26 protein-coding genes are annotated in these 26,852 nt (G+C 70.7%); 10 read left to right on the plus strand and 16 right to left on the minus strand.

Annotated features, from left to right (window positions below):
* Positions 1-14: 14 nt before the first annotated feature.
* The 5 genes from ACIWQI_RS03430 to ACIWQI_RS03450 are packed head-to-tail and all read left to right on the plus strand — an operon-like array spanning position 15 to position 4,570.
* On the plus strand, positions 15-1,160 hold the full coding sequence (locus ACIWQI_RS03430; RefSeq protein WP_396655695.1) for an acyl-CoA dehydrogenase family protein: 1,146 nt from the start codon (positions 15-17) through the stop codon (positions 1,158-1,160).
* Positions 1,157-1,924: an enoyl-CoA hydratase/isomerase family protein gene (locus ACIWQI_RS03435; RefSeq protein WP_396655696.1), complete on the plus strand. Its 768-nt coding sequence runs from the start codon at positions 1,157-1,159 to the stop codon at positions 1,922-1,924. The genes ACIWQI_RS03430 and ACIWQI_RS03435 overlap by 4 nt, the downstream gene beginning before the upstream one ends.
* 30 nt (positions 1,925-1,954) lie before the next feature.
* Positions 1,955-2,716 (plus strand): SDR family NAD(P)-dependent oxidoreductase, encoded by a 762-nt coding sequence (locus tag ACIWQI_RS03440; protein ID WP_396655697.1) that lies wholly within the window; start codon positions 1,955-1,957, stop codon positions 2,714-2,716.
* Complete coding sequence (locus tag ACIWQI_RS03445) at positions 2,713-3,513, plus strand: enoyl-CoA hydratase-related protein (protein ID WP_396655698.1); 801 nt, start codon at positions 2,713-2,715, stop codon at positions 3,511-3,513. Before ACIWQI_RS03440 ends, ACIWQI_RS03445 begins: the two co-directional genes overlap by 4 nt.
* Positions 3,514-3,565: 52 nt before the next feature.
* Positions 3,566-4,570 (plus strand): NAD(P)H-dependent flavin oxidoreductase, encoded by a 1,005-nt coding sequence (locus tag ACIWQI_RS03450; RefSeq protein ID WP_396655699.1) that lies wholly within the window; start codon positions 3,566-3,568, stop codon positions 4,568-4,570.
* Positions 4,571-4,576: 6 nt separating this feature from the next.
* Here ACIWQI_RS03450 and ACIWQI_RS03455 read toward each other — a convergent pair whose 3' ends face one another.
* From ACIWQI_RS03455 to ACIWQI_RS03465, 3 genes are all read right to left on the minus strand, one after another.
* Positions 4,577-5,332 (minus strand): FadR/GntR family transcriptional regulator, encoded by a 756-nt coding sequence (locus ACIWQI_RS03455; protein ID WP_396655700.1) that lies wholly within the window; start codon positions 5,330-5,332, stop codon positions 4,577-4,579.
* A gap of 140 nt (positions 5,333-5,472) precedes the next feature.
* Positions 5,473-6,441, minus strand: coding sequence for an acyl-CoA dehydrogenase family protein (locus ACIWQI_RS03460; RefSeq protein WP_396655701.1), 969 nt, complete (start codon positions 6,439-6,441; stop codon positions 5,473-5,475).
* Positions 6,438-7,595 carry an acyl-CoA dehydrogenase family protein gene (locus ACIWQI_RS03465; protein ID WP_396655702.1) on the minus strand — a complete coding sequence of 386 codons (1,158 nt, stop codon included), beginning with the start codon at positions 7,593-7,595 and terminating at the stop codon, positions 6,438-6,440. Before ACIWQI_RS03465 ends, ACIWQI_RS03460 begins: the two co-directional genes overlap by 4 nt.
* Positions 7,596-7,700: 105 nt before the next feature.
* Here ACIWQI_RS03465 and ACIWQI_RS03470 point away from each other — a divergent pair, with 105 nt between their 5' ends.
* Together ACIWQI_RS03470 and ACIWQI_RS03475 are read left to right on the plus strand one after the other, a co-directional pair.
* A complete protein-coding gene (locus tag ACIWQI_RS03470; protein ID WP_396655703.1) occupies positions 7,701-8,726 on the plus strand; it encodes an acyl-CoA dehydrogenase family protein in 1,026 nt (341 codons plus the stop codon).
* Positions 8,723-9,826, plus strand: coding sequence for an acyl-CoA dehydrogenase family protein (locus tag ACIWQI_RS03475; RefSeq protein ID WP_396655704.1), 1,104 nt, complete (start codon positions 8,723-8,725; stop codon positions 9,824-9,826). Before ACIWQI_RS03470 ends, ACIWQI_RS03475 begins: the two co-directional genes overlap by 4 nt.
* Positions 9,827-9,846: 20 nt before the next feature.
* Here ACIWQI_RS03475 and ACIWQI_RS03480 read toward each other — a convergent pair whose 3' ends face one another.
* Positions 9,847-10,821 (minus strand): NADPH:quinone oxidoreductase family protein, encoded by a 975-nt coding sequence (locus ACIWQI_RS03480; RefSeq protein WP_396655705.1) that lies wholly within the window; start codon positions 10,819-10,821, stop codon positions 9,847-9,849.
* A 10-nt stretch (positions 10,822-10,831) separates the two neighbouring features.
* Positions 10,832-11,422, minus strand: a complete 591-nt coding sequence (locus tag ACIWQI_RS03485; protein WP_396655706.1) for a TetR/AcrR family transcriptional regulator — start codon at positions 11,420-11,422, stop codon at positions 10,832-10,834.
* Positions 11,423-11,544: 122 nt separating this feature from the next.
* On the opposite strand from ACIWQI_RS03485, the gene ACIWQI_RS03490 reads away from it, so the two are divergent.
* Positions 11,545-12,321 (plus strand): SDR family NAD(P)-dependent oxidoreductase, encoded by a 777-nt coding sequence (locus ACIWQI_RS03490; RefSeq protein WP_396655707.1) that lies wholly within the window; start codon positions 11,545-11,547, stop codon positions 12,319-12,321.
* On the opposite strand, the gene ACIWQI_RS03495 is transcribed toward ACIWQI_RS03490, so the two are convergent.
* The 7 genes from ACIWQI_RS03495 to ACIWQI_RS03525 all read right to left on the minus strand — a co-directional run bounded on the left by ACIWQI_RS03495 (position 12,296) and on the right by ACIWQI_RS03525 (position 19,732).
* Positions 12,296-13,360 (minus strand): phosphotransferase family protein, encoded by a 1,065-nt coding sequence (locus ACIWQI_RS03495; protein ID WP_396655708.1) that lies wholly within the window; start codon positions 13,358-13,360, stop codon positions 12,296-12,298. The two genes, ACIWQI_RS03490 and ACIWQI_RS03495, sit on opposite strands and share 26 nt — an antisense overlap.
* Positions 13,357-14,385, minus strand: coding sequence for a hypothetical protein (locus ACIWQI_RS03500; protein ID WP_396655709.1), 1,029 nt, complete (start codon positions 14,383-14,385; stop codon positions 13,357-13,359). Before ACIWQI_RS03500 ends, ACIWQI_RS03495 begins: the two co-directional genes overlap by 4 nt.
* Positions 14,386-14,472: 87 nt before the next feature.
* Positions 14,473-15,231 carry a crotonase/enoyl-CoA hydratase family protein gene (locus ACIWQI_RS03505; RefSeq protein WP_396655710.1) on the minus strand — a complete coding sequence of 253 codons (759 nt, stop codon included), beginning with the start codon at positions 15,229-15,231 and terminating at the stop codon, positions 14,473-14,475.
* On the minus strand, positions 15,228-16,649 hold the full coding sequence (locus ACIWQI_RS03510; protein WP_396655711.1) for an MFS transporter: 1,422 nt from the start codon (positions 16,647-16,649) through the stop codon (positions 15,228-15,230). The genes ACIWQI_RS03505 and ACIWQI_RS03510 overlap by 4 nt, the downstream gene beginning before the upstream one ends.
* Positions 16,650-16,677: 28 nt before the next feature.
* Positions 16,678-17,463, minus strand: coding sequence for an SDR family NAD(P)-dependent oxidoreductase (locus ACIWQI_RS03515; protein WP_396655712.1), 786 nt, complete (start codon positions 17,461-17,463; stop codon positions 16,678-16,680).
* Positions 17,460-18,566 carry an acyl-CoA dehydrogenase family protein gene (locus ACIWQI_RS03520; protein ID WP_396655713.1) on the minus strand — a complete coding sequence of 369 codons (1,107 nt, stop codon included), beginning with the start codon at positions 18,564-18,566 and terminating at the stop codon, positions 17,460-17,462. The genes ACIWQI_RS03515 and ACIWQI_RS03520 overlap by 4 nt, the downstream gene beginning before the upstream one ends.
* On the minus strand, positions 18,563-19,732 hold the full coding sequence (locus ACIWQI_RS03525) for an acyl-CoA dehydrogenase family protein (protein WP_396655714.1): 1,170 nt from the start codon (positions 19,730-19,732) through the stop codon (positions 18,563-18,565). Before ACIWQI_RS03525 ends, ACIWQI_RS03520 begins: the two co-directional genes overlap by 4 nt.
* 126 nt (positions 19,733-19,858) lie before the next feature.
* On the opposite strand from ACIWQI_RS03525, the gene ACIWQI_RS03530 reads away from it, so the two are divergent.
* Positions 19,859-20,899, plus strand: coding sequence for a hypothetical protein (locus ACIWQI_RS03530; protein WP_396655716.1), 1,041 nt, complete (start codon positions 19,859-19,861; stop codon positions 20,897-20,899).
* Between the two features lie 34 nt (positions 20,900-20,933).
* Positions 20,934-21,638 carry a PaaI family thioesterase gene (locus ACIWQI_RS03535; protein WP_396655717.1) on the plus strand — a complete coding sequence of 235 codons (705 nt, stop codon included), beginning with the start codon at positions 20,934-20,936 and terminating at the stop codon, positions 21,636-21,638.
* A gap of 4 nt (positions 21,639-21,642) precedes the next feature.
* On the opposite strand, the gene ACIWQI_RS03540 is transcribed toward ACIWQI_RS03535, so the two are convergent.
* Genes ACIWQI_RS03540 through ACIWQI_RS03555 form a run of 4 tightly spaced genes read right to left on the minus strand, consistent with a single transcriptional unit; the run spans position 21,643 to position 26,841 of the window.
* Positions 21,643-22,488: an enoyl-CoA hydratase/isomerase family protein gene (locus ACIWQI_RS03540; protein ID WP_396655719.1), complete on the minus strand. Its 846-nt coding sequence runs from the start codon at positions 22,486-22,488 to the stop codon at positions 21,643-21,645.
* Entirely contained in the window at positions 22,485-24,080 is a 1,596-nt protein-coding gene (locus ACIWQI_RS03545) for an AMP-binding protein (RefSeq protein WP_396655720.1), read from the minus strand. The genes ACIWQI_RS03540 and ACIWQI_RS03545 overlap by 4 nt, the downstream gene beginning before the upstream one ends.
* The gene (locus ACIWQI_RS03550) at positions 24,077-25,252 is read right to left on the minus strand and encodes a CaiB/BaiF CoA transferase family protein (RefSeq protein ID WP_396655721.1); all 1,176 of its coding nucleotides are present in this window, start codon (positions 25,250-25,252) and stop codon (positions 24,077-24,079) included. Before ACIWQI_RS03550 ends, ACIWQI_RS03545 begins: the two co-directional genes overlap by 4 nt.
* On the minus strand, positions 25,249-26,841 hold the full coding sequence (locus ACIWQI_RS03555) for an AMP-binding protein (protein WP_396655722.1): 1,593 nt from the start codon (positions 26,839-26,841) through the stop codon (positions 25,249-25,251). Before ACIWQI_RS03555 ends, ACIWQI_RS03550 begins: the two co-directional genes overlap by 4 nt.
* Positions 26,842-26,852: the final 11 nt, after the last annotated feature.

The following is a 26,852-nucleotide window of genomic DNA, read 5'->3' on the forward strand; positions in this document are numbered from 1 at the left end:
GATGGGGTCCGAGAATGCCGGTCGATCGTCTGCTCCCCACGCCGGAGGCCGAGCAGTTCGTCGCCCTGGTCGGCGAGTGGTCCGCTTCGCAGCTCGCCCCCCGAGCCGGGGACTCGGATCGCGCCGGGACGTTCCCCCGCGAGGTCTTCCGCGAGATCGGAGAGCTCGGGATGCTCGGGCTCCCCTACCCGGAGCAGCACGGCGGGGGCGGCCAGCCGTACGACGTGTACCTGCAGGCGCTGGAGATCATCGGGGCCGCCTGGGCGAGCGTCGCGGTCGGCGTCAGTGTGCACATCCTCTCCTGCTATCCGCTGGCGACCTTCGGGACGGAGGAGCAGCGCCGACGGCTGCTGCCCGCGCTGCTGGCCGGCGACCAGCTCGGCGCCTACTGCCTGTCGGAGTCGCACGCGGGTTCGGACCCCGCCGCGATGCGCACGACCGCGGTGCGCGACGGGGATGCGTACGTCCTCAGCGGAGCCAAGGCCTGGACCACCCACGGCGGGGAGGCGGACTTCTACACGGTGATGGCGCGGACCGCCGACGACCCCAAGGGCATCTCGTGCTTCCATGTGCCGGCAGGCCTCGACGGCATCAGCGCCGATCCCGCGGAGCGGAAGATGGGGCTCTCCAGCTCGCGCACCAGCACCGTGCGCTTCGAGGGGACCCGGGTGCCCGCGGAGAACATGATCGGCGAGGAGGGCCAGGGCCTTTCCATCGCCCTCGCCTCGCTCGACTCGGGCCGGCTCGGAATCGCAGCGGTGGCCACGGGCCTGTCGCAGGCCGCGCTGGATCTCGCCGTGGACTACGCCAAGCAGCGCGAGACGTTCGGCATGCCGATCATCCATCACGAGGGGCTCGGGTTCCTGCTCGCCGACATGGCTGCGGCGGTGGCGACATCCCGTGCGGTCTATCTCGCGGCGGCGCGTCGACGCGACGCGGGGCTGCCGTTCGGCGTCGACGCGTCGATCGCGAAGCTCACCGCGACCGACAACGCGATGAAGGTGACGACCGATGCCGTGCAGGTGCTCGGGGGCGCGGGATACACGCAGGACTTCCCGGCCGAGCGGTACATGCGCGATGCGAAGGTCATGCAGATCTTCGAGGGCACCAATCAGGTTCAGCGCCTCGTCATCTCCCGCGCACTCGAGCGGGCATCATGACCGCGGCAGGCGAAGACACGGTCCTCTCCGTCACCCGGACGGGCGATGTCTGGCGGCTGACGCTGCGACGACCGCACGCCGGAAACGCCGTCGACCAGCGGCTCGCCGACGCGTTCGCCGCGACGGTCGCCGAGCTGGTGGCGGAGGACGAGCCGCAGCTCGTGGTGCTCGCCTCCGAAGGCTCGCAGTTCTGCACGGGTGGTGACGTGACCGCCGTGGCCACGGCGGCGGATCCGGGCGCCTACCTCGTACGGCTCGCAGCCACGATGCACGACGCCCTCGAGGCGCTGCGCGCGTCCGCGCACATCGTCGTGGCCGCCGTGCAGGGCGCGGCAGCGGGCGCCGGGCTCGCGCTGGTGCTGAACGCCGACCTGGTCGTGGCATCCGAACAGGCGGTCTTCCTCAGCGCGTACGCGGGCGTGGGCCTGACCCCGGATTGCGGTGTCACCCATCTGCTCCCGGCGACCGTAGGCCCGCGGCGTGCCGCCGAGCTCACGCTGACCGGGCGCGTGCTCACCGCACCCGAAGCCCGCGACTGGGGAATCGTCAACACCGTCGTCGATGACCTCTCCGGGCACCTCGACGCTCTGCTGGAACAGCTGACGGCGGGGCCCAGGTGGGCGCAGTCGCGGACTCTGCGGCTCCTCGGCCGCGACGATCTCGACTTCCACGACCACCTTGCCGCCGAGCTCGAGGGCCTGGCCGCACAGATCGCGCTTCCGGACACCGTCCAGCGCCTCCACCGTTTCATCGACCGCCGCTGAGCGGCCCGTTCGCACGCCAGAGAGGAACCCATGCGCATCGAAGGATCACACGCACTCGTCACCGGGGGCGCGTCAGGATTGGGACGCACGACCGCCGAGCGGCTCGCCGCGAACGGCGCGCGGGTGTTCCTGGTCGACCTTCCCGGCTCGCCCGGGGCCGAGACCGCCGCCGAGATCGGCCCAGACGCGACGTTCGTCGCGGCGGACGTCACCCGTGTCGAGGACGTGCGCGCGGCGGTGGCCGCCGCCTCCGCGGACGGACCGCTGCGCATCGTCGTGAACTGCGCCGGTGTGGCCACCCCGGGGAAGCTCATCGGCCGGGACGGACCCCTGGAACCGGACGCCCTGATGCGCGTGGTGGGCATCAACCTCGGTGGCACGATCACCGTCGCCGCGCAGGCGGCGGCCGCCATCGCCGCGACCGAGCCGATCGACGGCGAGCGCGGCGTCATCGTGAACACCGCATCGATCGCCGCGTTCGAGGGTCAGATCGGCCAGATCGCCTACAGCGCCTCGAAGGCGGGCGTGGTCGGCTTCACCCTTCCCGCGGCGCGCGAGCTCGCGGCGAGCCTCATCCGCGTCGTCACCGTCGCCCCCGGCCTCTTCCGGACCCCCATGATGGCGGGTCTCCCGCAGAACGTGCAGGACTCGCTGGGCAGCAAGACACCGCACCCCGCGCGGCTCGGCGACGGAGCGGAGTACGCCGCGCTGGTCGAGCACATCGTGGAGAACCCCATGCTCAACGGCGAGACCATCCGGCTCGACGGCGCCGTGCGGATGGAACCGCGATGAGCGGTGCGGAACTGATCCGCGACGGAGTCGTCCGACTCGAACGCGTCGGAGCGGTCGCGAGGATCACGCTGAACCGCCCGGAGGCCCGCAACGCGATCAATCACGAGCTCAGCGTCGCCCTCGGCACGGCGCTTGCGGAGGTCGACGCCGATCCGACGCTGCGCGCCATCGTCCTGCAGGGAGCGGGCGCGGCATTCTGCGCCGGGCAGGACCTCAAGGCGCTGGATGCCGGTGAGCCGCTGGGGCTGCCGGATCACCCGGACTGGGGGTACGCCGGAGCAGTGCGGCATCGCATCGACACCCCGATCGTCGCCGCCGTGCACGGCTTCGCCTTCGGCGGCGGGCTCGAGCTCGCGCTGAGCTGCGACCTCATCGTCCTCGGCGAGTCGGCACGGCTCGGCCTCCCCGAGGTGACGCTGGGCCTTTTCGCTGCGGCCGGCGGCGTGCCCCGCATCGCGCAGCACATCCCCCCGAAGATCGCGGCGCGGATGGTCCTCACCGGCGAACCGCTGGACAGTGCCGAAGCCGGCCGCTGGGGGCTGGTCAGCGAGATCGTCGGTGACGACAGAGTGGCCGGCCGCGCCCTCGAGCTGGCCGAGAAGATCGCCGCGAACGGGCCCCTGGCCGTCCAGGCGAGCAAGCGCATCCTGCGCGATCTGACCACAGACAGCACCTGGCAGCCGGGGACATGGGCAGCGATCGACGAGGAGATCACGACGGTGTTCGCGTCGGCGGACGCGGCCGAAGGGGTGAGCGCGTTCATCGAGAAGCGCCGGCCCGAATGGCGGGGGCGCTGACGACCGGGCGCACGCCGTCGCCGATCAGACACGAAGCAGACGAGGAGATCACGTGATCCGCACGAAATTCACCGAGACATTCGGCATCGAACACCCCATCCTCTGCGGGGGGATGACCGGGCTGGGCACGGCGCCGCTGATCGCCGCGGTCGCCAATGCGGGGGCGCTCGGCTTCCTCACGGCGCTGACGCAGCCCACTCCCGAGGCTCTCGCGGCCGAGATCCGGCGCACGCGCGACCTCACGGACAGGCCGTTCGGCGTGAACCTCACCATCCTGCCGACGATCAACCCGGTGCCGTACGACGAGTATCGGGCAGCCATCATCGAGTCGGGGGTGACGGTGGTCGAGACGGCCGGATCCAGCCCGGAGCCGCACCTGCCCGACTTCCACGGTGCCGGGGTGCGGGTGATCCACAAGGCGACGAGCGTGCGCCACGCCGTCTCGGCGGCGACCAAGGGCGTGGACGCGATCAGCATCGACGGCTTCGAATGCGCCGGGCACCCCGGCGAAGACGATGTGCCCGGCCTGGTCCTCATCCCGGCGGCAGCGCGTGCGCTCGCGGGATTCGACATCCCGCTCATCGCCTCCGGAGGCATCGCGACCGGCGAGGGTCTCGTGGCGGCCCTGGCTCTGGGAGCGGATGCCGCGAACATGGGCACCCGGTTCGTCGCGAGCGCCGAAGCGCCCGTGCACGAGAACGTGAAGCAGCAGATCGTGCGCAATACCGAGCTGGACACCCTGATCGTCTTCCGCGAGTTCCACAACTCGGCCCGCGTCGCCCGGAACTCGATCTCGGAGGAGATCGCGCAGATCAGCAGGCGCGCGGGTGCGACGTTCGCCGATGTCGCGCACCTCGCCTCCGGTGCTCGGGGGCGGGAGAACGTCCTCCGCGACGGCGACATGGAGGGGGGCCTGTGGTGGGCGAGTCAGGCGCAGGGTGTCATCCATGACGTCGACACGGTGCAGAACATCGTGGACCGGATCGTTGACGACGCCGGCCGCACCATCGCCGCGCGGCTCAGCGGGATGCTGGTGCGTGACCCGGTGGGTGCGTGAGCCCGGTCACAGGCTCTTGAACGCCTGGACCGCCGCCAGCGATGAGGCATCGACGACCTCTCCGCCGAAGCGCTCCAGCACGATCCGCTGCGTGGCGCGTAGGTGGGCGGCGGCGAGCTTCGTCACCGCGTCGACGTCTCCGGCCTCCACGAGCTTCAGCATGGTCGCATGGGTATTCAGCGACTCGCGCTGGTGTTCGACGCCAGGGTACTGGGCGGCCGAGCTGACGGTGTCGGCCCAGAGCTCTTCCTGCACCGACCAGATGGCCACCATGCTGCGGACCAGCAGGCGCGTGGTGAGATTCTCCACGCCGGTCACCAGCAGGTCGTGAAAGGCGCGCGCCGCTCGCGAGTATCGCGCTCCGTCGCCGATGCACGCCTCCGTCTCCTCGAGGTTCTCCCGCAGAGCGGGCAGGAGATCCTTGTCGCGGTCGATCCGCTCGGCGCAGGCGCCCGCGCACATGGGCTCCATCACCAGGAGGGATTCGCCGAGGTCGGAGATCGTGATGCCCTGACCCTGCATCGACAGCGCGAGCGAGTACGCGGACTGCGACCAGCTCGGCTTGTGGACGAACGCCCCGCCGAACTTCCCGCGACGCACCGTGATGAGACCTTCGGCTTCCAGGATCCGCAGGGCCTCCCGCAGCGAAGGACCGCTGACACCGTACTGGCGCAGCAGGTCGTCCTGTCGGGGCAGGGGGACGTTCGTCTCCTCGCTGCGGAGAATCCGCTTGCGCAGGTCCGCGGCGACGGATTCGGCCACGCGTGGAGACATGCCCAGGCGAAGGCTCGGAGTTCTATCGGTGTCGGCCACGTCTCGTCCGCTCCTGGAGGGGGATGGGTATCATCGCAAACCTTATATGAGAGCCGACCGACGCATCGGGACCGGGCTGCCGTGATAACTCATGTCACCCGATCCGCGACGGGGGCGACGCTGCGCACGCGCCCGTACGGCTCCCAGCCGTGCCGCTCGATCAGCTCGGTCAGCAGTCCGCGGGTGCGGTGCTCGCCTTCGGGAAGGCGGCGCACCGCGTGGCTCGCCCGCGACAGCCACGATACGCCCACCTCATCGGTGAAGCCCATGGCGCCGTGGAACTGATGGGCGCCGCGAAGGACGACATCCGCCGCGGACAACGCTGCCGCGCGCAGACCGAGCGCATCGGTGAGCGCGCTCTCCGCCCCGTCGCGCTGCCCGACGGACCAGAGGGTGTACTTGGCGAGCTCCGCGAGCGAGGTGGTCGCCACGGACATATCGGCCAGGCCGAATCCGACGGCCTGGAAGCGGATCAGCGGGCTTCCGAACTGCTCGCGCTCCCTGGTGTACTGCACGGTGTCCGTCATGGCGTGCTCGAGAAGTCCGAGCAGCCACCACGACTGGAGCGTGACGAGCAGCGCGGCACCGAGCGGATCGGCGGAGCCCTCGGACGCGACATCCACTCGTGCGCCGAAGGGAGCGAGATGGCTTCCGATGAGTTCCGGGGCGACTGCGACGACGCGGTAGGTCTGTCCGCACAGGTCGATCGCACTCCACTCCAGATCGAGGTCGGCGTGCATCGCGACGCGCGGCGCGGTCTGAGCGACGAGCATCGACGCCCCCGCGTCGCCGCGGCGGCCCAGTCGCTCCGCCACGGGATAGGGCACAGCGAAGTGCCCGGCTGCCCGGCAGACCGAGGCGGCGACCTCCAGCTCGACCCGGTCGGCCAGCGGATCGAGCTCCCACACGCCGATCCCGGCCAGCAGACCGCCGGCCTCCTCCCGGACGGAAGGTTCCGCCACCGCGCGACGGAGCAGGTCGAGACCGCCCGCGGCGGCGATGCTCTCGCTCACGACTTTGCCGACCTCGATCGCCTCGTCGGAGAGTCGGGTGTTCATGACGCCTCCAGCGACTTCGCGATCGTCTGCTTGTTCACCTCGAGGGTCCCGGACGCCACTGTGGCGGACTGCGAGTAGCGCCAGTTGTCCTCGACCTCGCGCTCGAAGACGCGCCGGCCATCGGTCACGCCGACCGAGTCGTTGCCCAGGATCTCGCTGAGCACATCGGCCGCCTCCTGGTCCAGCGTGGTGACGGTGATGCGATAGGCGGCCGCGTCCAGGGCGGACGGCGCACGCTCGTCCTCAATGAGCCGGTAGGCGAGAAGCCGGGCCTGTCGTGCCCGCACCAGAGCGGTCGCCCAGCGCTCACGAAGGGACGCGGGGAGCTCGGCCCACGCTGGGCCGAGCCGCTTCGGGGCATCGCGCAGCAGCTTCTCGGAGCGCGCGTACCGGGCGATCCCGATGCGCTCGAAGCCCAGGACGTCGGAGACGATCGGCCACCCCCCGCCGATCGCTCCGAGGACCTCGGAGTCCGGCACGAAGACGTCGTCGAAGTACACTTCGTTGAGATGATGCGGACCGAGCATCGTCCCGATCGGGCGGACCTCGATGCCAGGCTGATCCATCGGCGTCAGGAACACCGTGATGCCCGACCGTCGTTCGCCCGCCGGTCCGGTGCGTGCGAGCAGGAAGCACCAATGCGCCATCAGTGCGTAGGAGGTCCAGACCTTCTGGCCGGTCACCGACCACCCGCCGTCGACCCGCGTCGCGCGCGTGCGCAGGGCCGGAAGATCCGAGCCGGCGTTGGGCTCGCTGAACCCCTGGCACCAGATCACCTCCCCCGCTGCGATCGGCGGAAGGTGACGCGCCTTCTGGTCCTCGGTCCCGTGCCGCATGATGACCGGACCGACCCAGTTGACCCCCATGTACTGGGCGCCACGCGGCTCGTGCGCCGCCCACATCTCCTCCCGGAACGCGGCCTGCTCCAGCAGATCCGCGCCGGCGCCGCCGTATTCCGGCGGCCATGCCATCGTGAGCAGCTGCCGCTCGCCGAGCATCCGACTGAAGCGCTCGGTGAGCGCGAGGTCGGCGGGGTCGTCGGTGAACGCGCCGAGGAAGTCCTCCGGCACGTGTTCGGCCACCAGCGCACGCAGCTCCGCGCGCAGCCGGGCCACCGATTCGCCCTCACTGTAGTCGAGCAATCGACACTCCATCGTTTGAGGTTTTCATCTATATAAACATTACAGCCCAAAGACCGAAAAAGCTTCGCAAATCTTATAAAGGATTGATAGTCTAGAGCAAGGAGGATGCCTGTGGAGATGACCGACACCCGTCCGGACTGGGACGCGTTCACACCCACCGAGGACGCACGGGAGCTGGCGTCCTCGGCGCGCGCGCACTTCGCGGCGATCGTGTCGGCCGATCAGCTGCACGACGTCGTCGCCGGTGAGACGGTGCCGTGGCTCTGGTCCGCGATCGTCGAGCACGGCTACACGGCGGTCGGGCTCCCCCCGGAAGCAGACGGGCTGGGCACCATCGTCGACCTGGTCGCCGTGCTCGAAGAGAGCGGGCGGGCGCTCGTCCCGGCACCGCTGACCACGAGCGCCGCGGCGATGCAGACGCTCGTCGCGGTGGGACTGCCGCCGACCCCGAGCGAGGCGACCGCCATCGCCCAGGACGTCGGAGGGAGTCTGTTCGCGTTCGACGGGACCGCGGCATCCGTCTTCGTGACGGTCGACGAGCGTCCCGACGGTTCGCTCGTCCGCGCGGTGGCCGTCGCGCCGGCGGCACTGCGCCGCGAGCAGGCCCCGATCGACCCCTCGCGGGCCGGAGCGTTCGCGGATGTGTGGGAGGTCGCGGGCGAGCGGATGCTGGCCGCGACGCCCGACCAGGTGCTCGCCGCCGCGCGCACCTGCGTCGCGGCCGACCTCGTCGGGACGGCCGCACGCGCCCTGGACGCGGCGGTCGCGCACGCGCGCACCCGCGAGCAGTTCGGTCGGCCGATCGGAGCCTTCCAGGCGATCAAGCATCGCCTGGCGGACGTGTACGTCGCCGTCGAGCGGGCACGGAGCCTGTCGGCCGGTGCCGCCGTGGCGGTGGCGGCGGACCCGTTCTCCCCCGTGGCGCGGGAGCTGTCGATGCTCGCCAAGGCCGCCGCCTCCGACGCCGCGTGCTTCGCGAGCGCGAGCCACACCCAGGTGCTCGGGGCGATGGGGCTGACCTGGGAGGCCGACAGCCCGCTCACCGTCCGCCGCGCCCGGCACACGGCGCCCTTCCTCGGCACGTCGAGTTCGCTGTACGCCGCGGTCGCCGCGGCGCGCGTGGCACAGGGGGTGTCGCGATGACCGATTCGCTCGCCGACTACCGCGACTTCCTGGCGCGGGTGCTGCCCGACGACTACGCGCACAACCACCGCGCCTACCGCGACGACGAGCAGCTGCGCACACGTTTCCAGGCGGAGAGCTTCGATGAGGGATGGCTCGTGCCCGAGTGGCCCCAGGGGCTGGGCGGCCGCGATCTGCCGCTGACGGAGGCACTGACGATTCGGATCGAGGGCGCGCGCCGCCAGGTGCCACGCCAGATGTGCATCCAGGCCACGGGTGTCGTCGCCCCGGCACTGCGCACGTTCGGCACGCCCGAGCAGCAGGACCACTACCTGCGACCGACCCTGCGCGGGGAGGCGTGGTGGGCGCTGGGCATGTCGGAGCCGGAAGCCGGGTCCGACCTCGCCAGTCTGCGCACCACCGCGGTGCGTCGTGGTGACGTGTTCGTCGTCAACGGACAGAAGGTGTGGACCACGACCGCAGACACGGCGCGCTGGTGCACTCTGTACGTGCGCACCGACACCGCCGCCCCCAAGCACAAGGGCATCACCTGCCTGCTGCTGGACATGGACACCCCGGGAGTGGAGGTGCGGCCCATCGCGATGGCGTCCCCCTCCCTGGAGACGTTCTGCGAAGTCTTCCTCGACAACGTCGAGGTGCCGGTCGAGAACGTCCTCGGCACCGTCGACCAGGGCTGGCAGGTCGCCATGGCGGCGCTCGAGCACGAGCGCGACATGATCTGGATCAACAACTGGCTGGAGACCCAGCGTGCGCTCGAACCCGTCCTCGCGGCGGGCGACCTGCCCCCGCATCGATGGGAACGACTCGGGCGGCTGCTGGCGGACAGCGAAGCCATCCGACTCACGGGCATCCGCTCGGTCGGGCACCGCTCCGCGGGGCTCGACGCCCCGATGAGCGGCATCCTCAAGCTGTTCGGATCGGAGTCGGTGCAGGCCGCCGCGGCCTTCACGCTGGACGCGGCCAGCGAGGTGGGCATCGACTCGGCGGGCCCGTTCGAGGAGTATCTCGAATCCATGGCGGCCACCATCTACGGCGGAACCTCCGAGGTGCAGCGCAACATCATCGCGGAGCGCATCCTGGGGCTTCCGCGGGGAGCGTGACGTCCCCCGAGCCTGCGCTGTCAGTCCCCCTCGCGCACCCGGAGGACCACCTTGCCCTGCGCCCGGCGGGAGTCCAGAAGCGTCAGCGCCTCGGCCGCCTTCTCCAGGGGCAGCTCCGCGCCGATGACAGGGCGGATCGCTCCGCTTCGCACCATCCCGTCGAGGGCGCGGGCGATGGACGACGTCACCGCCGGATCGGCGAGCGCAGCGGTTCCGTAGCCCACCCCGATCACCTCGAGGTTGCGCAGCAGGAGGCGGTTGACCTTCACCTCGGGAATGCGGCCGCCGGCGAATCCCACGATGAGCAGCCGGCCGGTGTCGCGCAGCGCCCTCAGGCTGTCGACCACCTCGTCGCCGACGACGTCGACGACGAGGTCCACGCCGCCGGGCACGAGCTCGAGCACCCGGTCCTTCCACCCGGCCGTTCCGAGCACGACGTCCGTGGCTCCGGCGCGTCGAGCGATCTCGGCCTTCTCCGGCGTGGAGACCAGCGCGATGGGGCGCAGCCCGAGCGCCGACGCGACCTGGATGGTCGCCGTGCCGACCCCTCCGGCCGCACCATGGATGAGCACGGTCTCGCCGGAGAGGGCGCGGCCGCGGTCGACCAGGGCGAAGTAGGCCGTGTGGTAGTTGAGGAACAGCCCGGCGCCCTCGGTGAAGCCGAACCCGTCGGGGAGGGGGAACGTCGCCTCGGTTGCTGCCACGGCGGTCTCCGCGAACCCCCCGAGACGGCACCACGCGTAGACGCGGTCGCCCGGGGCGAAGCCCGAACCGTCCGGCGCGGCCTCGATCACCCCGGCGATCTCGGTTCCGGGCACGAACGGGAGGTCCGGCTGAAGCTGGTAGCGGCCGGAGGACTGGAGCACCTCGGGGAAGGCGACGCCCGCGGCATGCACGGTGATGCGCACCGAGCTCCCGTCGTCTCGGGGCGGAGGGATGTCGCGAAGTCGGACCGCGGCGGGCCCGTCGTAGGACTCGATCTGGATCGCACGCATGCCCGTGGACTCAGCTCGCCGGAGCGCTCAGGCCGCTCAGGATGAACTCGGAGAGCTCCCCTGCGAGGGTCTCCCGGCTGCGGCCCGGTCGCGGGCGGAACCAGTTCGGCACGTACGCCAGGATGCCGATGATCGAATAGTGGGCGGTCGTGACATCCAGCTGCCGGAACTCTCCGGAAGCGATGCCGTCGGAGAGCAGGCCCTGAGTGATCTCCCGGTACTTGCCGACCCGGGTGAGGATGTCCTCCGCCTGCTCCGCGGTGAGGTTCTGCTGGATCCAGGGCAGCTCCTGGAAGAAGACGACCAGCTCATCGGAGGCATTGGCCGCTTGGTTCGCCTCCAGCCGCAGCAGCTCCGCGAGCCGCTCACGGGGCGACCCGTCGGGGTCGACGCGCTCGATCAGTCCCAGCGTGACGTCGAGCTGATCGGACATCAGCTCGTAGAGGACGGCGCTCTTCGACGGGTAGTAGTGGTAGAGCGTTCCTTTGTTCAGCCCCACCGCATCGGCGATCAGATCCATCGTGGCGGCCCGGAAGCCGTGCTCACGGAACAGACGGGCGGCGGTGGCGCGGACGTCCGCGCGGCGTGAGGCTCTCGGCATGATCCCTCTCTTCGGCCCATCGCCTGCCTGCTTGGTGGACAGGCGATCGGGTCATACTACTACTCTGATACTAGCCAAACGGAGGGTTGGGAACGGCGGGACCGCGCCGGAGAGGAGCGCACATGCAGATTCGCACCGTGGAGGAGTCGTCCGTCGTCATCGCCGGCGGCACGGCGGGCGTCGGGCTCGCGACCGCCCTCGCGTTCACCCGCGCCGGCGCACCGCGCATCGCTTTGATCGGCCGCTCCCGGGAGCGCGGCGAACGGGCTCTGGACCAGCTGCGGGCCGCCGGCCCCGTCCGCGCCGAGTTCCACGCGGCCGACGCGACGAAGGTCGACGAGGTGGCATCCGCCGTCGCGCGCACCCGGGATTCCTTCGGCTCGATCGATGTCGCCGTCTCCTCGGTCGCCGGGCAGGCCGAGGTGGAGCTGCTCGTGCGCTCCGACCCGCACGCGATGGCACAGACCCTGCTCTCTCTCGCTCTTCCCCCGATGCACCTGACCCGCGCCGTCCTGCCGATCATGCGGGAGCAGGGCGGGGGAAGCATCATCAACGTCGCCTCCGACGCGGCCAAGGTGCCGACGCCCGGCGAGTCCCTCGTCGGCGCCGCCATGGCGGCGATCACGATGTTCTCCAAGACCGCGGCGGTCGAGGCCAAGCGCGACGGCGTGCGGATCAACGTCCTCACGCCCTCGCTCATCGACGGAACGGAGACGACCGCCCGGATCCTCGCCGACGGCTTCAGCCGGAAGATCTTCGAGAAGGCAGCATCGCTCGCGCACCTCGGGGTCGTGGAGCCGTCCGACATGGCGGAGCTGATCGTCTTCCTGGGCAGCCCGGCCGCCGCGCGGATGACAGGTCAGGCGATCAGCCTCAACGGAGGGATCTCGGTCTCGTAGCGCGCAGCTCCTGATCGGTGAGCTGCATCCACACATCGCAGGTGTCGAGGAACACGCCCGGCGACGTGTCGTAGACGGTCGCGCCAGCCGCGAACCGGACCGCCGTGCGCAGGGTGAGGCAGGCGAGCCGCCAGCTCGCCAAGGCCTGGTAGAGACCCACGTCCGAGACGTCCCGGCCGGTGCGCGCGGCGTACCGCTCGACCACCTCACCGGATCCGAGGGATCCGCGGGCACCGGTGGGTGCCCGCACGCCGAGCAGAGCCTCTTCGGGGGGATCCCAGTACACGAGGAGGGTGCCGAGGTCGGCCAGGGGCTCGCCGCGGGTGACGAGCTCCCAGTCCAGGACGGCACGGATCTCGCCCTCGTCCGAGACGATGGTGTTCCCGAGTCGGAAGTCGGCGTGCACGATCCGCCCGGCGCGATCCGCCGGCAGTCGCGCTGCCAGCGCATCTCCGAGGCGGTCGAGCCGGTCGGCCCGTTCGGCCACGCCCTCCAGCGCGGACTCCGCCAGGCCTGCCACGACACGGCGCCACCGACGCAGCTGCCGGCCGTTGTAGTCCTCACTCGGGCCGAGGTCGCCGAGGCCGACCGCGTCGGGGTCCACATCGTGCATCGTCGCGAGCACGTCGACGAGGTTCGCCGTCGCATTCCGCATGGCATCCGGAGAGAGGGATGCCTCGGCCTGCTCCTTCGCGGACAGCACATGGCCTTCCACGAAGTCCGTGACGTGGCAGACGCCGAGCGGGTCGTCGGGAGCGCCGACGATCCGGACCCGGGGGACGGGCACCCCGGAGCGGTCGCCGAGTGCACGCATCGCACGTGCCTCGCGGAGCGGGTCGTGCGCACCGCCCGCGGACTGTCCGGCGGGAGGCAGTCGCAGCACCCAGCCACGACCCGCGCTGTCGGAGAGCCGGAAGGTGAGCATGCTGTAGCCGCCCGTGATCGCCTCCGCCGCGAACGGGGGCACCGCCTCCGGCAGTCCGTCGCCGAGCCACCGCGCGACCTCGGGGGTCACCAGGCCCTCTGCGGACGTCGTCACGGGAGAGCCCCGGTCCGGCGCGCGCGCATCGAGACCGGCCGTCCCTCCACGAGCTGGTCGAGGATCTCCACGATGCCCGCGCCGCTGCGCCCGTCGCTGGTGGTGAACCGATACGGCGCGTAGCCGATCCGCGTCTCGAGCGTTCCGCCTTCGCCGTCCGGTCGGCTGTGCTTGAGGGGGGTGAACTGCTTCCGGTCGCGCACCTCCGCGCGCAGGTGCAGGTCGTCCCCGCCGACATCCAGGGCACAGGACGCGACGGCGCCGAATCCGTCGTCGGTCCATTCCACCTCGATCTCGTCGAAGGCTGCGGATTCGAGGCGCCCGTCCCGCCGGACGACCGCTTCGCGCGTCATGGTGCCGTCCCGCTTGGCGACCTGGAGCACCATGATCGATGTCCCGTCGTCCAGGGTGGCGGTGATCCACCGATACCAGGACGGCCCGGCCCAGTCCCGGGGACCCCACGAGTGGTCGCGCATCCCTGCGCCCTGCACCGGGGTGCGGCGGCCGTCCACGACGATCTCGCCGTCGACATCGATGAACTGCTCGAAGTGGCCGAGTGCCATCGTGCGCTCCAGGTGTCGCGCGGGGTCCTCGCCGTTCGTTCCGAACGGCTCCCCTCGGGCCTGGACGGAAAGGCGCACGTCGACATCCCGCTGCGGCGCGGAGCGGAAGGCGACGGAGGGGTCCACCAGCCGCCGGGCGTCGGCGAAGGATCGCAGCCGACCGGCGAATCGCAGCTGCTGGGCGACGTGGGGAATCTCGATCTCGAAGCGCACGCCGCCGACCGCGAGCTCGTCGTCGGACGCATCGGTCACGCGCATGTAGTCGAAGAGCGTCTCGCCGGGGAGGAAAAGCAGCACGGATGCCTGGGCCGCAGCGCGATTCGGCTGGAAGGCGATCCGCATCCAGCCGGTGACCGCGCCATCAGGGGTGGCGAAGTTGTAATACGTGCTCTCGTTGTAGGCGGGGTCCGCGTCCGGCCGGTGACGGAACTCGTGCACGGGATCGATCGTCTCTGCCAGCATGCGAGTCCTCTCAAACCACCAGTTGGTTGGTAACCTATGATCCCGCCGCGGCGGTGTCAAGCGAGCGCAGCCCGGGCCGAGGCATCCTCACCGTCCGGTGAATCGCGGCGCCCGCTTCTCCGCGAAGGCGCGCGCACCCTCCACCGCGTCCGCGCTCTCCAGCACCCGCCGCCCCTCGTCCTGCTGCCTCCCCCAGCTCGCGCCATCGCCGTCCGCCCAGCGCGCGATCGCCTTGGTGGCCGCCACGGCGAGCGGGCCGTTCGCGGCGATCGCCTCCGCCACCTCGATGGCGCCCGCGAGCGCCTGCCCGGGCGCGGCGAGCCGGCTCACGAGGCCGAGCTCGTGCGCTCGCGTCGCGTCGATGGGCTCGCCGGTGAGGAGCATGTCCATCGCGACGGCCGCCGGGATGCGACGCGGCAGAAGGAGCGTGCCGCCGGCCATCGCCACGAGCGATCGCTTCACCTCGGGGAGGCCGAACCGCGCCGTCTCGGACGCCACGACCACGTCGCACGCCAGCATCACTTCGAACCCGCCGGCGAGCGCCCACCCTTCGACGGCGGCGATGAGGGGCTTCCGCGGCGGCGACTCGGTGATGCCGAGCAGGCCTCGGCCGTCGATCATGGGCGTGTCGCCGCGCAGGTACGCCTTCAGATCCATCCCGGCCGAGAACGTCCCGTCCGCGCCGTGCAGCACGGCGACGCGCAGCGCGTCGTCCCGATCGAGTTCGTCGGTCGCGTCGGCGACGCCCCGCGCGACGGCGCCGTTGAGCGCGTTCCTCACCGCCGGACGGTTGATGGTGATCACCTGCACTGCGCCTCGGCGCTCCACCAGGACGTCGGTCGTCATCGCAGGGACACCTCCGGCTGCGGCAGGTGCGATCCGCGCGGGATCGTCAGGGCGAGCGCTGCCGCGGCGACCATGGCGGCGGCGAACACGAGGAAGCCGACCAGGTATCCGCCCTCCGCGGGCAGCCCCCCGTCCAGGAGGTCGGCGGTGACGATGGTCGCCATCGCGGCGGCACCGACCGCGCCGCCGATGTTGCGCAGGTTGAAGTTGATCGCGCTGGCGACGGCGGTCGCGGCCCGGGGCGCGGCGAAGACCACGATCGTGGAGAGTGAGGCGAGGTTGACCCCCAGCGCCAGGCCGTAGACGGCGAGGATCGCCGTGACCGCCCAGATGTCCGACCGCCCCACGGTCAGCGCCGCAAGGCCCAGCGCCATGACGACGCTGGCTGCGACGACCACGGTGCGCGCGCCGAAGGCGCGCTCGAGCCGCGACGCGAGCAGTCCGCCGGCGAAGACCGCGAGCACCATCGGCGTGAGCACCAGGCCGGACTGGAGCACCGTCGCGTCGAAGCCGTAGCCCGCACTGCGCGGGGTCTGGAGGAACTGCGGCACGTACGCGTACACGCCGAACATCGCGAACCCGAGCAGGAATCCGACGAGGTTCGCGGATCTCAGGTGAGGCGCGACCAGAAGCTGCGGATCGATGAGCGGGTGCCGCACGCGCCGCTCGGCCGCGAGCCAGATCGCACCGAACAGCACACAACCGGCGTACGCGCCGATCGTCCGCAGATCGAGCCAGCCCCAGGACGTGGCCTGGGTCGTCGCGAGCAGGAACGCGACGAGCATCGCACCCAGGAACGGAGCGGGAAGCCACGAGACCGCTCCGCCCCGACCCGGTGACCGCGGGAGCACCACGATGGCGGCGATCACCGTCAGCACGGTGAGCAGCATGGGTGCGAGGAACAGCCACCGGTAGCCGAGGACGTCGACGATGGGGCCGGCGAGGACCAGACCGATGCCGGCGCCGATCCCGCCCAGCGCGGAGAGGGCTCCCACGGCCCGCGGGGTATGCCGGTCGGGGAAGACATCCCGCACGATGCCCAGCGAGAGCGGCACGATCGCACCGCCGACGCCCTGGATGATCCGGGCGATGATCATCACGATGATGTCCGGGGCGAAGGCCGCGATCAGCGAGCCGATCGCGGTGAGCGCGAGCACCGCCACGAGGATCCGCTTCTTGCCGTGGACGTCGCCGAGGCGCCCGACGACGGGCATCGCCACCGCCGCTGCCATGAGGTAGGCGCTGAGCACCCAGGAGACCTCGCGTGCGCTGGTTCCCAGCTCGTGCTGGATGGTGGGCAGCACGGGGATGATCATGGCCTGGAGGACGGCGAAGATGGTGACGGCCACCATCAGGACCACGAAGGTGCCGACGAGGCGGCCTCCCCCCTCGTGCGGGTGCTCGCCCGGCTGCGTCACCGTGCCGTCGCTTCGCGCGCACGACGGCTCACAGCGTCTCACCGCCGTCGACGGCGATGACCTCGCCGGTCACGAAGCCCGCCTCCGCACTGGTCAGATACGCGACCAGGCCCGCGAACTCCTCGACCGTGCCGGCGCGGCGCATGGGGACACGGCGGATCATGTTCGCGTACGACTTCTCGTCGTCGAACTGGGCGCTGGTCATCCGGGTCCGGAAATGGCCGGCGGCCACGGCGTTCACCGTCACCCCGTACCGCGCCCATTCCCGCGCCAGCGAGCGCGTGAGCTGGGCGAGGGCGCCCTTCGCGGTGTCATAGCCCACCGTGAACGGCACCGACCGACGGAGCACGTTGCTGACGACGTTGACGACGCGACCGCTGCCCCGCTCGAGCATCCCGGGCCCCAGCGCACGCAGGAAGCGGATGGCACCCCCGAGGTGCACATCGAACACGTGCGCCCACTCGGCGTCCGCGATCGCCGAGTCGAAACCGGGCCGGTCGGCGGCGATGCCCGGGAGGGGGACGAACGGCTTGTACAGGAGGCTGCCCGCGTTGTTGACGAGGATGTCCACCCGCCCGAAGTCGTCGAGGATGCGGGCAGCGGCTCGCTCCACCTGCTCGGTGGCGGTGACATCCACCGACACGCCGTCCGCGCGCACGCCCAGCGCGCGCAGCTCCTCGGCGACGCCGGCGACCTCATCGGCCGACCGGGCGGCGACCACGACGTCGACACCGTCCTGGGCGAGTCGGAGCGCGACGGCGCGCCCGAGCCCCCGTCCGCCACCCGTGACGACCGCGACCCGCCGTTCGCTCACCACAGGCTTCCCTTCGCGGCCGACCGGTCCACGACGAGCGACCTGCTAAGCTCGCGCAGCAGCTGCCCGCGGTTCCCCGAGCGCAGCTGCATCGCCTTCGCCCGGCGGAAGTGGTGGTGCAGGATGTGGTCGACGGTCGTGCCGACTCCGCCGTGCAGCTGGGCGGCGGTGAGGATGATGTCGACATACGACCGGCCCGCAGCGAAGAGGGCGGCCCGGGCGATCGCCGTGTCGTCGGGGTCGGCCTCGATGCGGGTGAGGGCGTCGTCGCACAGCAGCTGCGCGCCGTCCGCGGCGATCACCATCCGCCCGGCGTGCTGCTTCACAGCCTGGAACGCGGCCAGCGGCTTGCCGAACTGCTGGCGCTCGCGCACGTAGGACGCCGTGAACTCCACGACCTCCTGCGCGCCGCCGACCATGAGCGAAGCTCGCAGCAGGTCCGCGCGCGCCAGCGCCCTTCGTGCATCCTCGGCCGTCATCACGGCGACCTGCGCGTCGGGGCCGAGGTCGAGGCCGTCCACATCGACGAGGGCGATGCGCTCGTTGTCGATGCTGGGCACGTCGGTCACGCGGTCCGCGACGCTGTCGACGGGAACCGCGGCGACCAGGTGGCCGCCGTCCGGGCCGGGCACCACCAGGACGATGCTCGCCGCCGGCCGGATCCACTCGGCGATGACCGCGGCACCGCGCAGCGTATGCCCGGCGGCGGTGCGCTCGGCACGGACCGCATCACCTTCCGGGGCGATCAGTGTCGCGATCTCCCCCTCGGCGATGGCGCCCCGCACATCCGCGCCGATCCCAGCCGCCTGCAGGATGACGGCGGCGCGCAGGGTCTGCAGCAGCGGACTCGCGAAGGCCGCACGCCCGAACTCCCGGAGGACGATGGCCGCGTCGATCAGGGTGCCCCCGGCGCCACCGGACTCCGCGTCGATCGCGATGCCGGTCAGGCCCAGTTCCACGATCTGCTGCCAGCGTTCTGATTCGAAGCCCGACTCGGACTCCTCCTGTGCGTTGAGATACGCGTTGTCGACGAACCCGCGCAGGAAGCTGCGCGTCATCGACTGCAGCTGGGACTCCTCCGAAGACAGCTCGAACAGGCTCATCGCGGCATCCCCAGCCGCTGCTCGGCGATGATGTCGAGCTGGATCTCATTCGTCCCGCCGCCGAACCGCCAGACCGGCGAGGATTGCAGTCCGTGCTCCAGATGACCGTGCGCGGGGGCGTGCGGTGAGCCGTGCGCGATCGTGCCGGTCACTCCGATGTGATCGAGCCCGGTGTCGCAGATCCGCTGACGCAGCTCGCCCCACCAGATCTTGTTCGCGGATGCCTCGGCCATCGGCACGACTCCTTCGGTCAGCATGCTGGCTCCGCGAAGGGCGAACAGCCGGCAGATCTCCACATCGACGGCGTGCTCGCCGATCGTCTCCTGCAGCGAGTGGGCCGCCGCGGTGTCGCCCTCCAGAAGGTCGGCTGCCGCGGCCCAGTCCGCCAGCTGGCGCAGTTCCCAGCGGGGCTCGTTGTGGAAGAACATGCGCTCAAAGTTCAGGGCGCAGACCACCGCGGCCCAGCCTTCGTTCTCCCCGCCGATGCGCTGCGACACCGGAATCCGGACGTCATCGAGGAACACCGCGGTGGTCCGCTCCCCGCCCTGGGTGATGATCGGCGTCACCGTGATCCCGGGGGCGTCCATCGGCACGATGAAGACGCTGATCCCCCGATGACGGTCCTCCGGCGCACCCGTGCGGGCCGCGAGCCAGTAGTGAGTGGCGACCGAGCCCCCCGTCGTCCACATCTTCTGGCCGTTGACGATGTACTCGTCTCCGCTGCGCACCGCACGGGTGCGCAGTGCGGCAAGGTCGCTGCCGGCGTCCGGCTCGCTGTAGCCGATCGCGAAGACGATGTCGCCGGCGAGGATCTGCGGCAGGTACTCCGCGCGCTGCGCCTCGTCTCCCATGAGCGCGAGCGTGGGGCCGACGACGTTGAGCGTGAGGAGGCCGTTGGGCAGCCGGCGACTGTACAGCTCCTCGGCGAACAGCCAGTGCTCCAGCTCCGAGCGGCCCTGCCCGCCGTGCTCGGTGGGCCAGGAGACGCCGAGCCGCCCGTCGGCGGCGAGGCGGCGCAGGAACCGTCGTCCGTGCTCCCGCGGCTGCATCGGGTCTTCGATGTTCTCGCGGCGCGTCGCCTCGACGAGGTCCGGGTCCAGGTCGTCGAGATAGGACCGCAGGTCCTCGAGGAACTCGAGTTGGGCGTCGCCGATGACTGTCTGCACGTCTCACTCCCCGCTGGCAGGCCGACTGCCGATCAGATTAGAGCCTGGGCCCACTCTAGTCAACCGACTAGTCGGTTATATACTGACAGCGATCGCGCTGCAGCGGCGCGTCGGAGCGGAGGAGCAATGGCTGCGCAGCGCGCGTTCCGGAACGTCACCCGCGAAGAGGTTGCGTGGCGGCTCGAACTGGGGAAGGACGACCCCGACTACGTCGAGCTGATGTGGCTGGACGCCGAACTCGAGGGCGGGTGGCAGGTCGGCATCGGCTGGTACCGCAGCCGCCCCCACGACGGCGGCAGACCGGCGATCACCGTGAACCTGCTGCGACCGGGACACGGCTTCGTCGAGGTGCACGAGACGTTCGAGCCCGCCGACTTCGAGCCCGGCGAGTTCGGCGGCCGCTGGGGTCAGAACGAGCTCGTCGGCCGTCTCGACGACGCGGGGCGGCCGCTCTCGTTCCGGCTCTCGGTGGCGATCGGCGATATCGCCATCTCCCTGGACGCCGAGGTCGTCGCGCCCGGGGTGAAGTTCACCACGGCCGTCCCCGGCTTCAGCCACTTCCGCCCCGATTCGGGCACAGCCATCGGGTGGTGGCCGCTCGCCCCGCGCGCCGATGCCACCGGTGAGATCACCGTCGACGGGCAGACGGTCGCCGTTCGCGGCCGGATCCACCTCGAGAAGCAGCTCTCCTCACTGCCCCTCGCCGGGGCAGCGGGCGCCGCGTCGGCGCAGTCGATCTGGACGTGGGGGCACTTCTCAGCGGGCGACTACACCGGGATCTGGACGGACTCCGCAGCATCGGCGCAGCTGGGCTACCGGCACTTCACCCCGTTCGTCCTCTACAAGGGCGGCGATCCGGTGATGAGCACCTTCGCCTTCGCGAGCGCCGTCGAGCGCTTCACCGTCGATGCCGACAGCGGACTGCCGCGACCGGTCGTGGTCACGATCCGCGCCGTGGACGGCGAGCGGGAGTTCTTCGCCCGCCTCCTCGACGGCCGGGTCAGCGACCAGTTCGAGCTCAACGGTCAGCGCGGTGCCTTCTACTGTCGCCAGGTCAGCCGCTGCGAGGGCGAGCTGCGGCACTGGGGCGCGACCACCCGGATGGAGGGTTCGGCCGTGCACGAGTGGGGGACGCAGGCGGGCAACTTCCCCTTCGCGCCCGCGTGAGCCCCGGCATCCCGCCCCTCCCCGAGAGAGCCCCATGGAAAGACTCTTCAGCTTCCCCGTGACCGAAGTGGATGCCGCCGAGCTGGCGCATCAGGACCGCATCCATGCCTCACTCACCGACGCCGTCCGCCGGCTGTGCGACGCGCAGCTGCGCACGACCATCCCCGTCGAGGAGATCGCCGACATCATCCCGCAGGTCGATGCGATCGCGCAGCGCCTTCTGCGCAGCGCCCGCGACGGCTCGTTCGGCATGGAGCTGGACCACACCGGCGGTGGGCGAGAGCACGGCAACGCCGTCCTCGGCATCCGGAACCCGTTCGCGGCCGCCGTGGGCGAGCACGCGATGTTCTGGCACGACGACAGCGCGTCCGCGACCCTCGAGCTGGGCGCCCTCTACGAAGGGCCCCCGGGCTGCGTCCACGGCGGTGTCATCGCGCTCCTGATGGACCAGCTGTTCACCGAGGCGGCGGCCGCCGCCGGGCAGCTGGGCATGACAGCATCGATCACCGTGTCGTACCGGCGGCCGGTGCCACTGGGTCAGGTCACGGTGGCGGCACGGCTGGAGCGGATCGACGGAGCGAAGCGGATGCTGCGGGGCACGCTGTGCGACGCCGCCGGCAACGTCGCGGCCGAGGCCGAGGCCCTGCTCATCCTGCCGCGGTCGGCGCGTGACGGCGAGGTGCCGGTCTGGCCGAAGCGACCGCCGGTCGCGATCGCGCCGGAGACCGCGGCGACCTGAACGGCTATCGGCGGCCGGTCAGCTTGGCTACCATCCGGTCGAGCGCCGCGTGCGTCTCGGGATGGTCGAACAGGACGAGGTGCGTCGCGTGCTCGGCGCGCAGCTGCTCCGGCATCCGACGGGTCATCGAGGCCCGCAGCAGGCGCTTGGTCGCGCGCAGCGCCACCGGAGGCATCGAACCGATACGGTCGGCCAGGGCGAGCGCGCTGTCGAGCAGCTCGTCGTCGGGGACGACCTGCGAGACCAGGCCGAGCGAGCGGGCTTCCTCGGCCTCGATGAGACGGGCCGTGTAGAGCAGTTCGGTGGCATTCGACAGGCCCACGATGCGCGGGAGAAGCAGGCTGATGCCGAACTCCGGCGCCAGGCCCAGCTTGGAGAACCCCGCACCGAGGCGTGCGGACGACGAGGCGACGATGAGGTCGTGCAGCAAGGCGATCCCGAATCCGCCGCCGACCGCCGCGCCGCCGACCGCGGCGATCGTGGGCTTCTCCAGGCGCCACATCCGTTCGAGCCACCGTCCGGCGTTCCCGAGGTCATCGAGAGCTCGTTCGTCGGCAGTGAGCTCTCGCAGACCCTTCTGCCCGCCGAGTTCGCTGCCGGACAGGATCTCCCGTGCGGTGAGCGACTTCATGCTGTCGAAGTCGTCGATGTCGGCCCCCACGCAGAAGGACGGACCCGCCGCCGCGGTGACGACGACGTGCACGCTGTCATCCTGCGCCGCTTCGTCGAAGGCCTCGACGAGCTCCTGCAGCATCGTTCCGCTGATCGCGTTGTTGCGGGCCGGCCGGTTGAGCGTGAGGAGCATCGTCGAGTCGTGCCGCTCGACCAGCACGTCCGGCTGAGCGGTCACCTGCTCGACCCCTTCGCCGACGCGCCCTGCCGCGTCGCGATCAGCCCCTGTGCGTGGAGGTCCCACATGCGGCCGGTCACCCCCTCGTCACGCAGCACGTGCTTCATCACGCGGCTGAGGGCATTGACCGGCAGCTGATCGCGGATGTCCACGTAGCGCGGCACGGCGAAGTACGGCAGCCGCTGTTCCGCGAACTCGAAGAACTCCTGCGGAGTGATCACAGCACCCTCGGTCAGCACGACGCTCGCCTTGATCTCGTCGTCCCCCACGTCCGCCGGCACCGCCGACACCGCCACGTCCGCGATCGCCTCATGGGTGCGGAACACGTTCTCCAGAGCGAGGGCCGACACGTTCTCGCCCCGTCGGCGCAGGATGTCCTTCTTGCGGTCGACGAAGACGAGGCAGCCGTCATCCGCGATGCGGCCGAAGTCACCGGTGTGATGCCACAGGTTGCGCCACGTCTCCACGGTCGCATCCGCCTTGTTCCAGTAGCCGCTGTACATGACGTTCGGCATGAGCGGCCGGACCACGATCTCACCCGCCTCCCCCTGCGGCACCTCGTTGTCGTGGTCGTCGACGATCCGCACGTCCAGCAGCGGCGAGATCCTCCCGGACGACGCCCGGTTCCGAGGACCGGTCGGGTCGGTGTTGGTGATCGGCACGCACTCGGTCTGCCCGTAGCCCTCGGAGATCACCGGCGTGGAGAAGCGGCGCTCGAACTCGAGCTGCTCCGCCTCGCCGAGCGGAACCCATACCGCAAGCCGGAACGCGCAGTCACGGTCTTCAGGACGCTCCGGCTGCGCGAGGAGCATGTGCGCCATCGGTCCGACGCCGACGACCATCGTCGCCCCGTCCGCGGCCGCATCGGCCATGAAGGTCGACGCGTGGAACTCCGGCATGATGCTGATCGACGCGTCGTTGACCAGCGCAGACATGAACGCCACCATCTGACCGCTGGTGTGGAACATGGGAAAGCCGGTGAACACGCGGTCGCCGGGGATCACCCACTGGCGGATTCCGTACGCCCGGCCGACCGCGACGTAATACCCCGCGCTGAGGATGCATCCCTTCGCCGCCGCCGTCGTGCCGGAGGTGTACATGATCGCCTGGATGTCGTCGGGGGCCTGCTCGCGCCGCGGCGGCTCGCCGTCACGGAACAGATCGCGATACGAGATCTGCGCGCCCTGCGGCTCGTCGACGTGGACGAAGTGGCGGACGGGGGCATCCGTGAGCAGCGGCGCCGCGGCATCCGCTCCGGCCGTGTCTGCGATCAGGATCTCGGCACCGCAGTCGTCGAGCTGATAGCCGAGGAAGTCCCCCTTGAGGTGGTAGTTCAGCGGAACCTGGATGGCGCCGAGCTTCGCGGAGGCGAGCAGGATCTCGACGGCCTCGATCCGGTTGGGCAGTATCGTCGCGATCCGTGTTCCCTCCCCCGCTCCGAGCGCGGCCAGTCCCGTCGCAAGCCGGTCGGTGCGCTCGTCGAGGTCGGCGAAGGTGAGCCAGTCACCGCCGCAGCGGACGAAGTCCGCGTCGGGCTCGGCCGCGAGCCGACGGCGGAATGCTCCCAGCACGGTGGTGTCGTCGGATGTCATCCGGTCTCCTCCCTTGCGGCGCGGGCGGCGACCCTCCCGCCGGCGAGCAGTGCCTCGACCTCCCCGCGGGAGAAGCCCCATCCGGTCAGCACGTCCGCCGTGTGCTCCCCGGGCAGCGGGGGAGGACCGGCGATGGTCGCCGTTGTGCGGCTGAAGCGCGGCGCCGGCGCCGGCTGGACCACGCCATGACTCTCCGTGAACGTGGACCGCGCGACGTTGTGCGCATGGTCGGGTGCCTCCCACGGGGACAGCACCGGAGCGAAGCACGCTTCCGCCGCCGCGAGCGCTTCGACCCACTCATCCCGCGTGCGCGTCCGGAACGCGGTGGAGAGCTGTTCGCGCAGACGCGGGTGGGCGGAGCGATCGAACTGATCGGCCGGATCGAAGTCGATGCCCATGGCCGCGACCATGTTCGCGAAGAACTTCGGCTCCATCGCGCCGACCGACACCCACTTGCCGTCCGCCGTCTCGTAGACCTCGTAGTACGGCGTCCCCGTGTCGAGGAGGTTGTCGGCGCGCGATTCCCGCCAGCTTCCGGCCGCGCGCATCCCGTGCAGAAAGCTGGTCAGCAGCGCGGAGCCGTCGACCATCGCCGCATCGATGACCTGGCCGCGCCCCGACTCCGCGCGATCGACGAGCGCGGCGCACACCCCGATCACCAGCAGCATCCCGCCGCCTGCGAAGTCGCCGAGATAGGCCAGCGGCGGCACCGGAGCCTCGCCCTCCCTGCCGATCGGCCACAGCGCGCCCGACAGCGAGATGTAGTTCACGTCGTGCCCCGCGTACCCCGACCACGGTCCGGTCTGCCCGAACCCGGTGACCCGCCCGTAGATCAGACGCGGGTTGCGCGCCGTGCACACGTCCGGTCCCAGCCCGAGCCGCTCCGTCACCCCGGGCCGGAACCCCTCGATCAGCACATCGGCCTCTTCGACGAGCCGGAGGACGGTCTCCACGCCCTCCGCGCTCTTGAGGTCGACGCCGATGGACCGGCGCCCACGACTGAGCACATCGGCCCGTGCCTGGTCGGCGCGGGCGGCGGCGACGTTCTCGAGGCGGTCGACCCGAACGACCTCGGCCCCGAGGTCACTGAGGATCATTGCACCGAACGGCCCGGGACCCAGTCCCTGCAGTTCGAGCACCTTGACGCCGGCGAGCGGCCCACTCCGGCTCATCGCCGCTCCGCCTTGCTGACGGTGTGACCGAGCGTCTGCAGATCGACCGTGCCGGGCGTGTCCCACTGCTCACGGAGCTTGTGCTTGAGGATGCGCCCCATGGCGTTGACCGGCAGTTCGTCGATGAACTCGACATACCGCGGGATGGCGTAGTACGGAAGGTTGCTGCGGAAGAACTCGAACAGGTCCGCCATCGACGGAGTTTCTCCGGCGAGCACGATGCACGCCTTGATGTCATCCTCGGACAGCTCCGAGGGCGTCGCATGGACGGCCACCGCCGCGACGGCAGGATGCTTCAGGATCGCCTGCTCCAGTTCGACCGACGACACGTTCTCGCCGCGACGGCGGAGCGCGTCCTTCTTGCGGTCGACGTAGTACAGCATCCCGTCCTCGTCGAACCGTCCCATGTCACCGGTGTGATGCCAGAGGTTCTGCCACGCCTCGAGGGTCTGCTCCGGCTTGCGCCAGTAGCCGCTGAAGATCGAGTAGGGCTCACGCGGGCGCACCACGATCTCTCCGGACTGTCCGACAGGGAGGATGTTGTCGTGCTGGTCGACCACCTGGACGTCGAGCCATGGCAGAGCCTTCCCGCAGCTGGGCTGGTCGCGCCCCGGGCGCACACCGCCCATCGTGGCGGGCAGGACTTCGGTCTGACCGTACCCTTCGGCCAGCACGTCGACGCCGAATCGATCCTGGAACGCCTGCTGCGCAGCCGGCGCCATCGGGATGAACACCGCCCGCTCGATGCTGTGGTCCCGATCGCGCTCGTCCGGCGGCGTGGCCAGCAGCGCCGCACCGATCGCACCGACCGCCCACAGCTGCGTCGCTCCGACGGCGCGAGCCCGGGACACGAGGCTCGACGCGCTGAACTCGCGCTCGTAGTTCACGCGGCACCCGGCCACCAGGGCGTCCATGAGCGCGCTGAGGCCGAAGCCGTGGTAGAGCGGCAAGGTCGTGATCGAGGTGTCGTCCGGCGTGAACCAGTCGAACATCATGTGCGCCAGCGGCATGTGCAGGAAGTAGCCCTGATTGATCATGCAGCCCTTGGGCAGTCCCGTGGTTCCCGACGTGTACAGGATGCTCATCAGCGAGTCCGGCGTCGGAGGCCCCCAGTCGCGCTTCCCGTCGACGTAGAGCTCAGCGACCCCGGCAACCGGCTCATCGGTGGGGTCGAGCGCGATGACCGACACCGACAGACCCGCGTCCGCGACCAGTCGGCGCACCATGGTCAGCGCTGCGGCATCGACGAGAAGGACCACGGGATCGGCGTCGGCGATCTGGTACCGCAGGAACTCCCCCTTGAGGAAGACGTTCAGCGGAACGTGCACCGCCCCGAGCTCGGCGCAGGCGAAGAACAGCTCGACGGCCTCCGGCCGGTTGGACATGATCGACGCGACGCGGTCGCCCGGCCGGATCCCGTGGTCGAAGAGACCCACCGCCAGCTGCCGCGCCCGACGCTGCACCTGGGACACGGTGATCCATTCGCCGCCGTCGAAGGACACCATGTGTGCCTCCGGATCGGCCTCGACGCGCTTCGCGAGCTGTTCGGGGATAGTTCCCGCTCTTCCCGCAGCGGCTGCATCGGACATAGCTTCAGCGC

It is taken from the genome of Microbacterium sp. (assembly GCF_044508325.1).
In the GTDB taxonomy this organism is placed as follows: Bacteria; Actinomycetota; Actinomycetes; order Actinomycetales; family Microbacteriaceae; genus Microbacterium.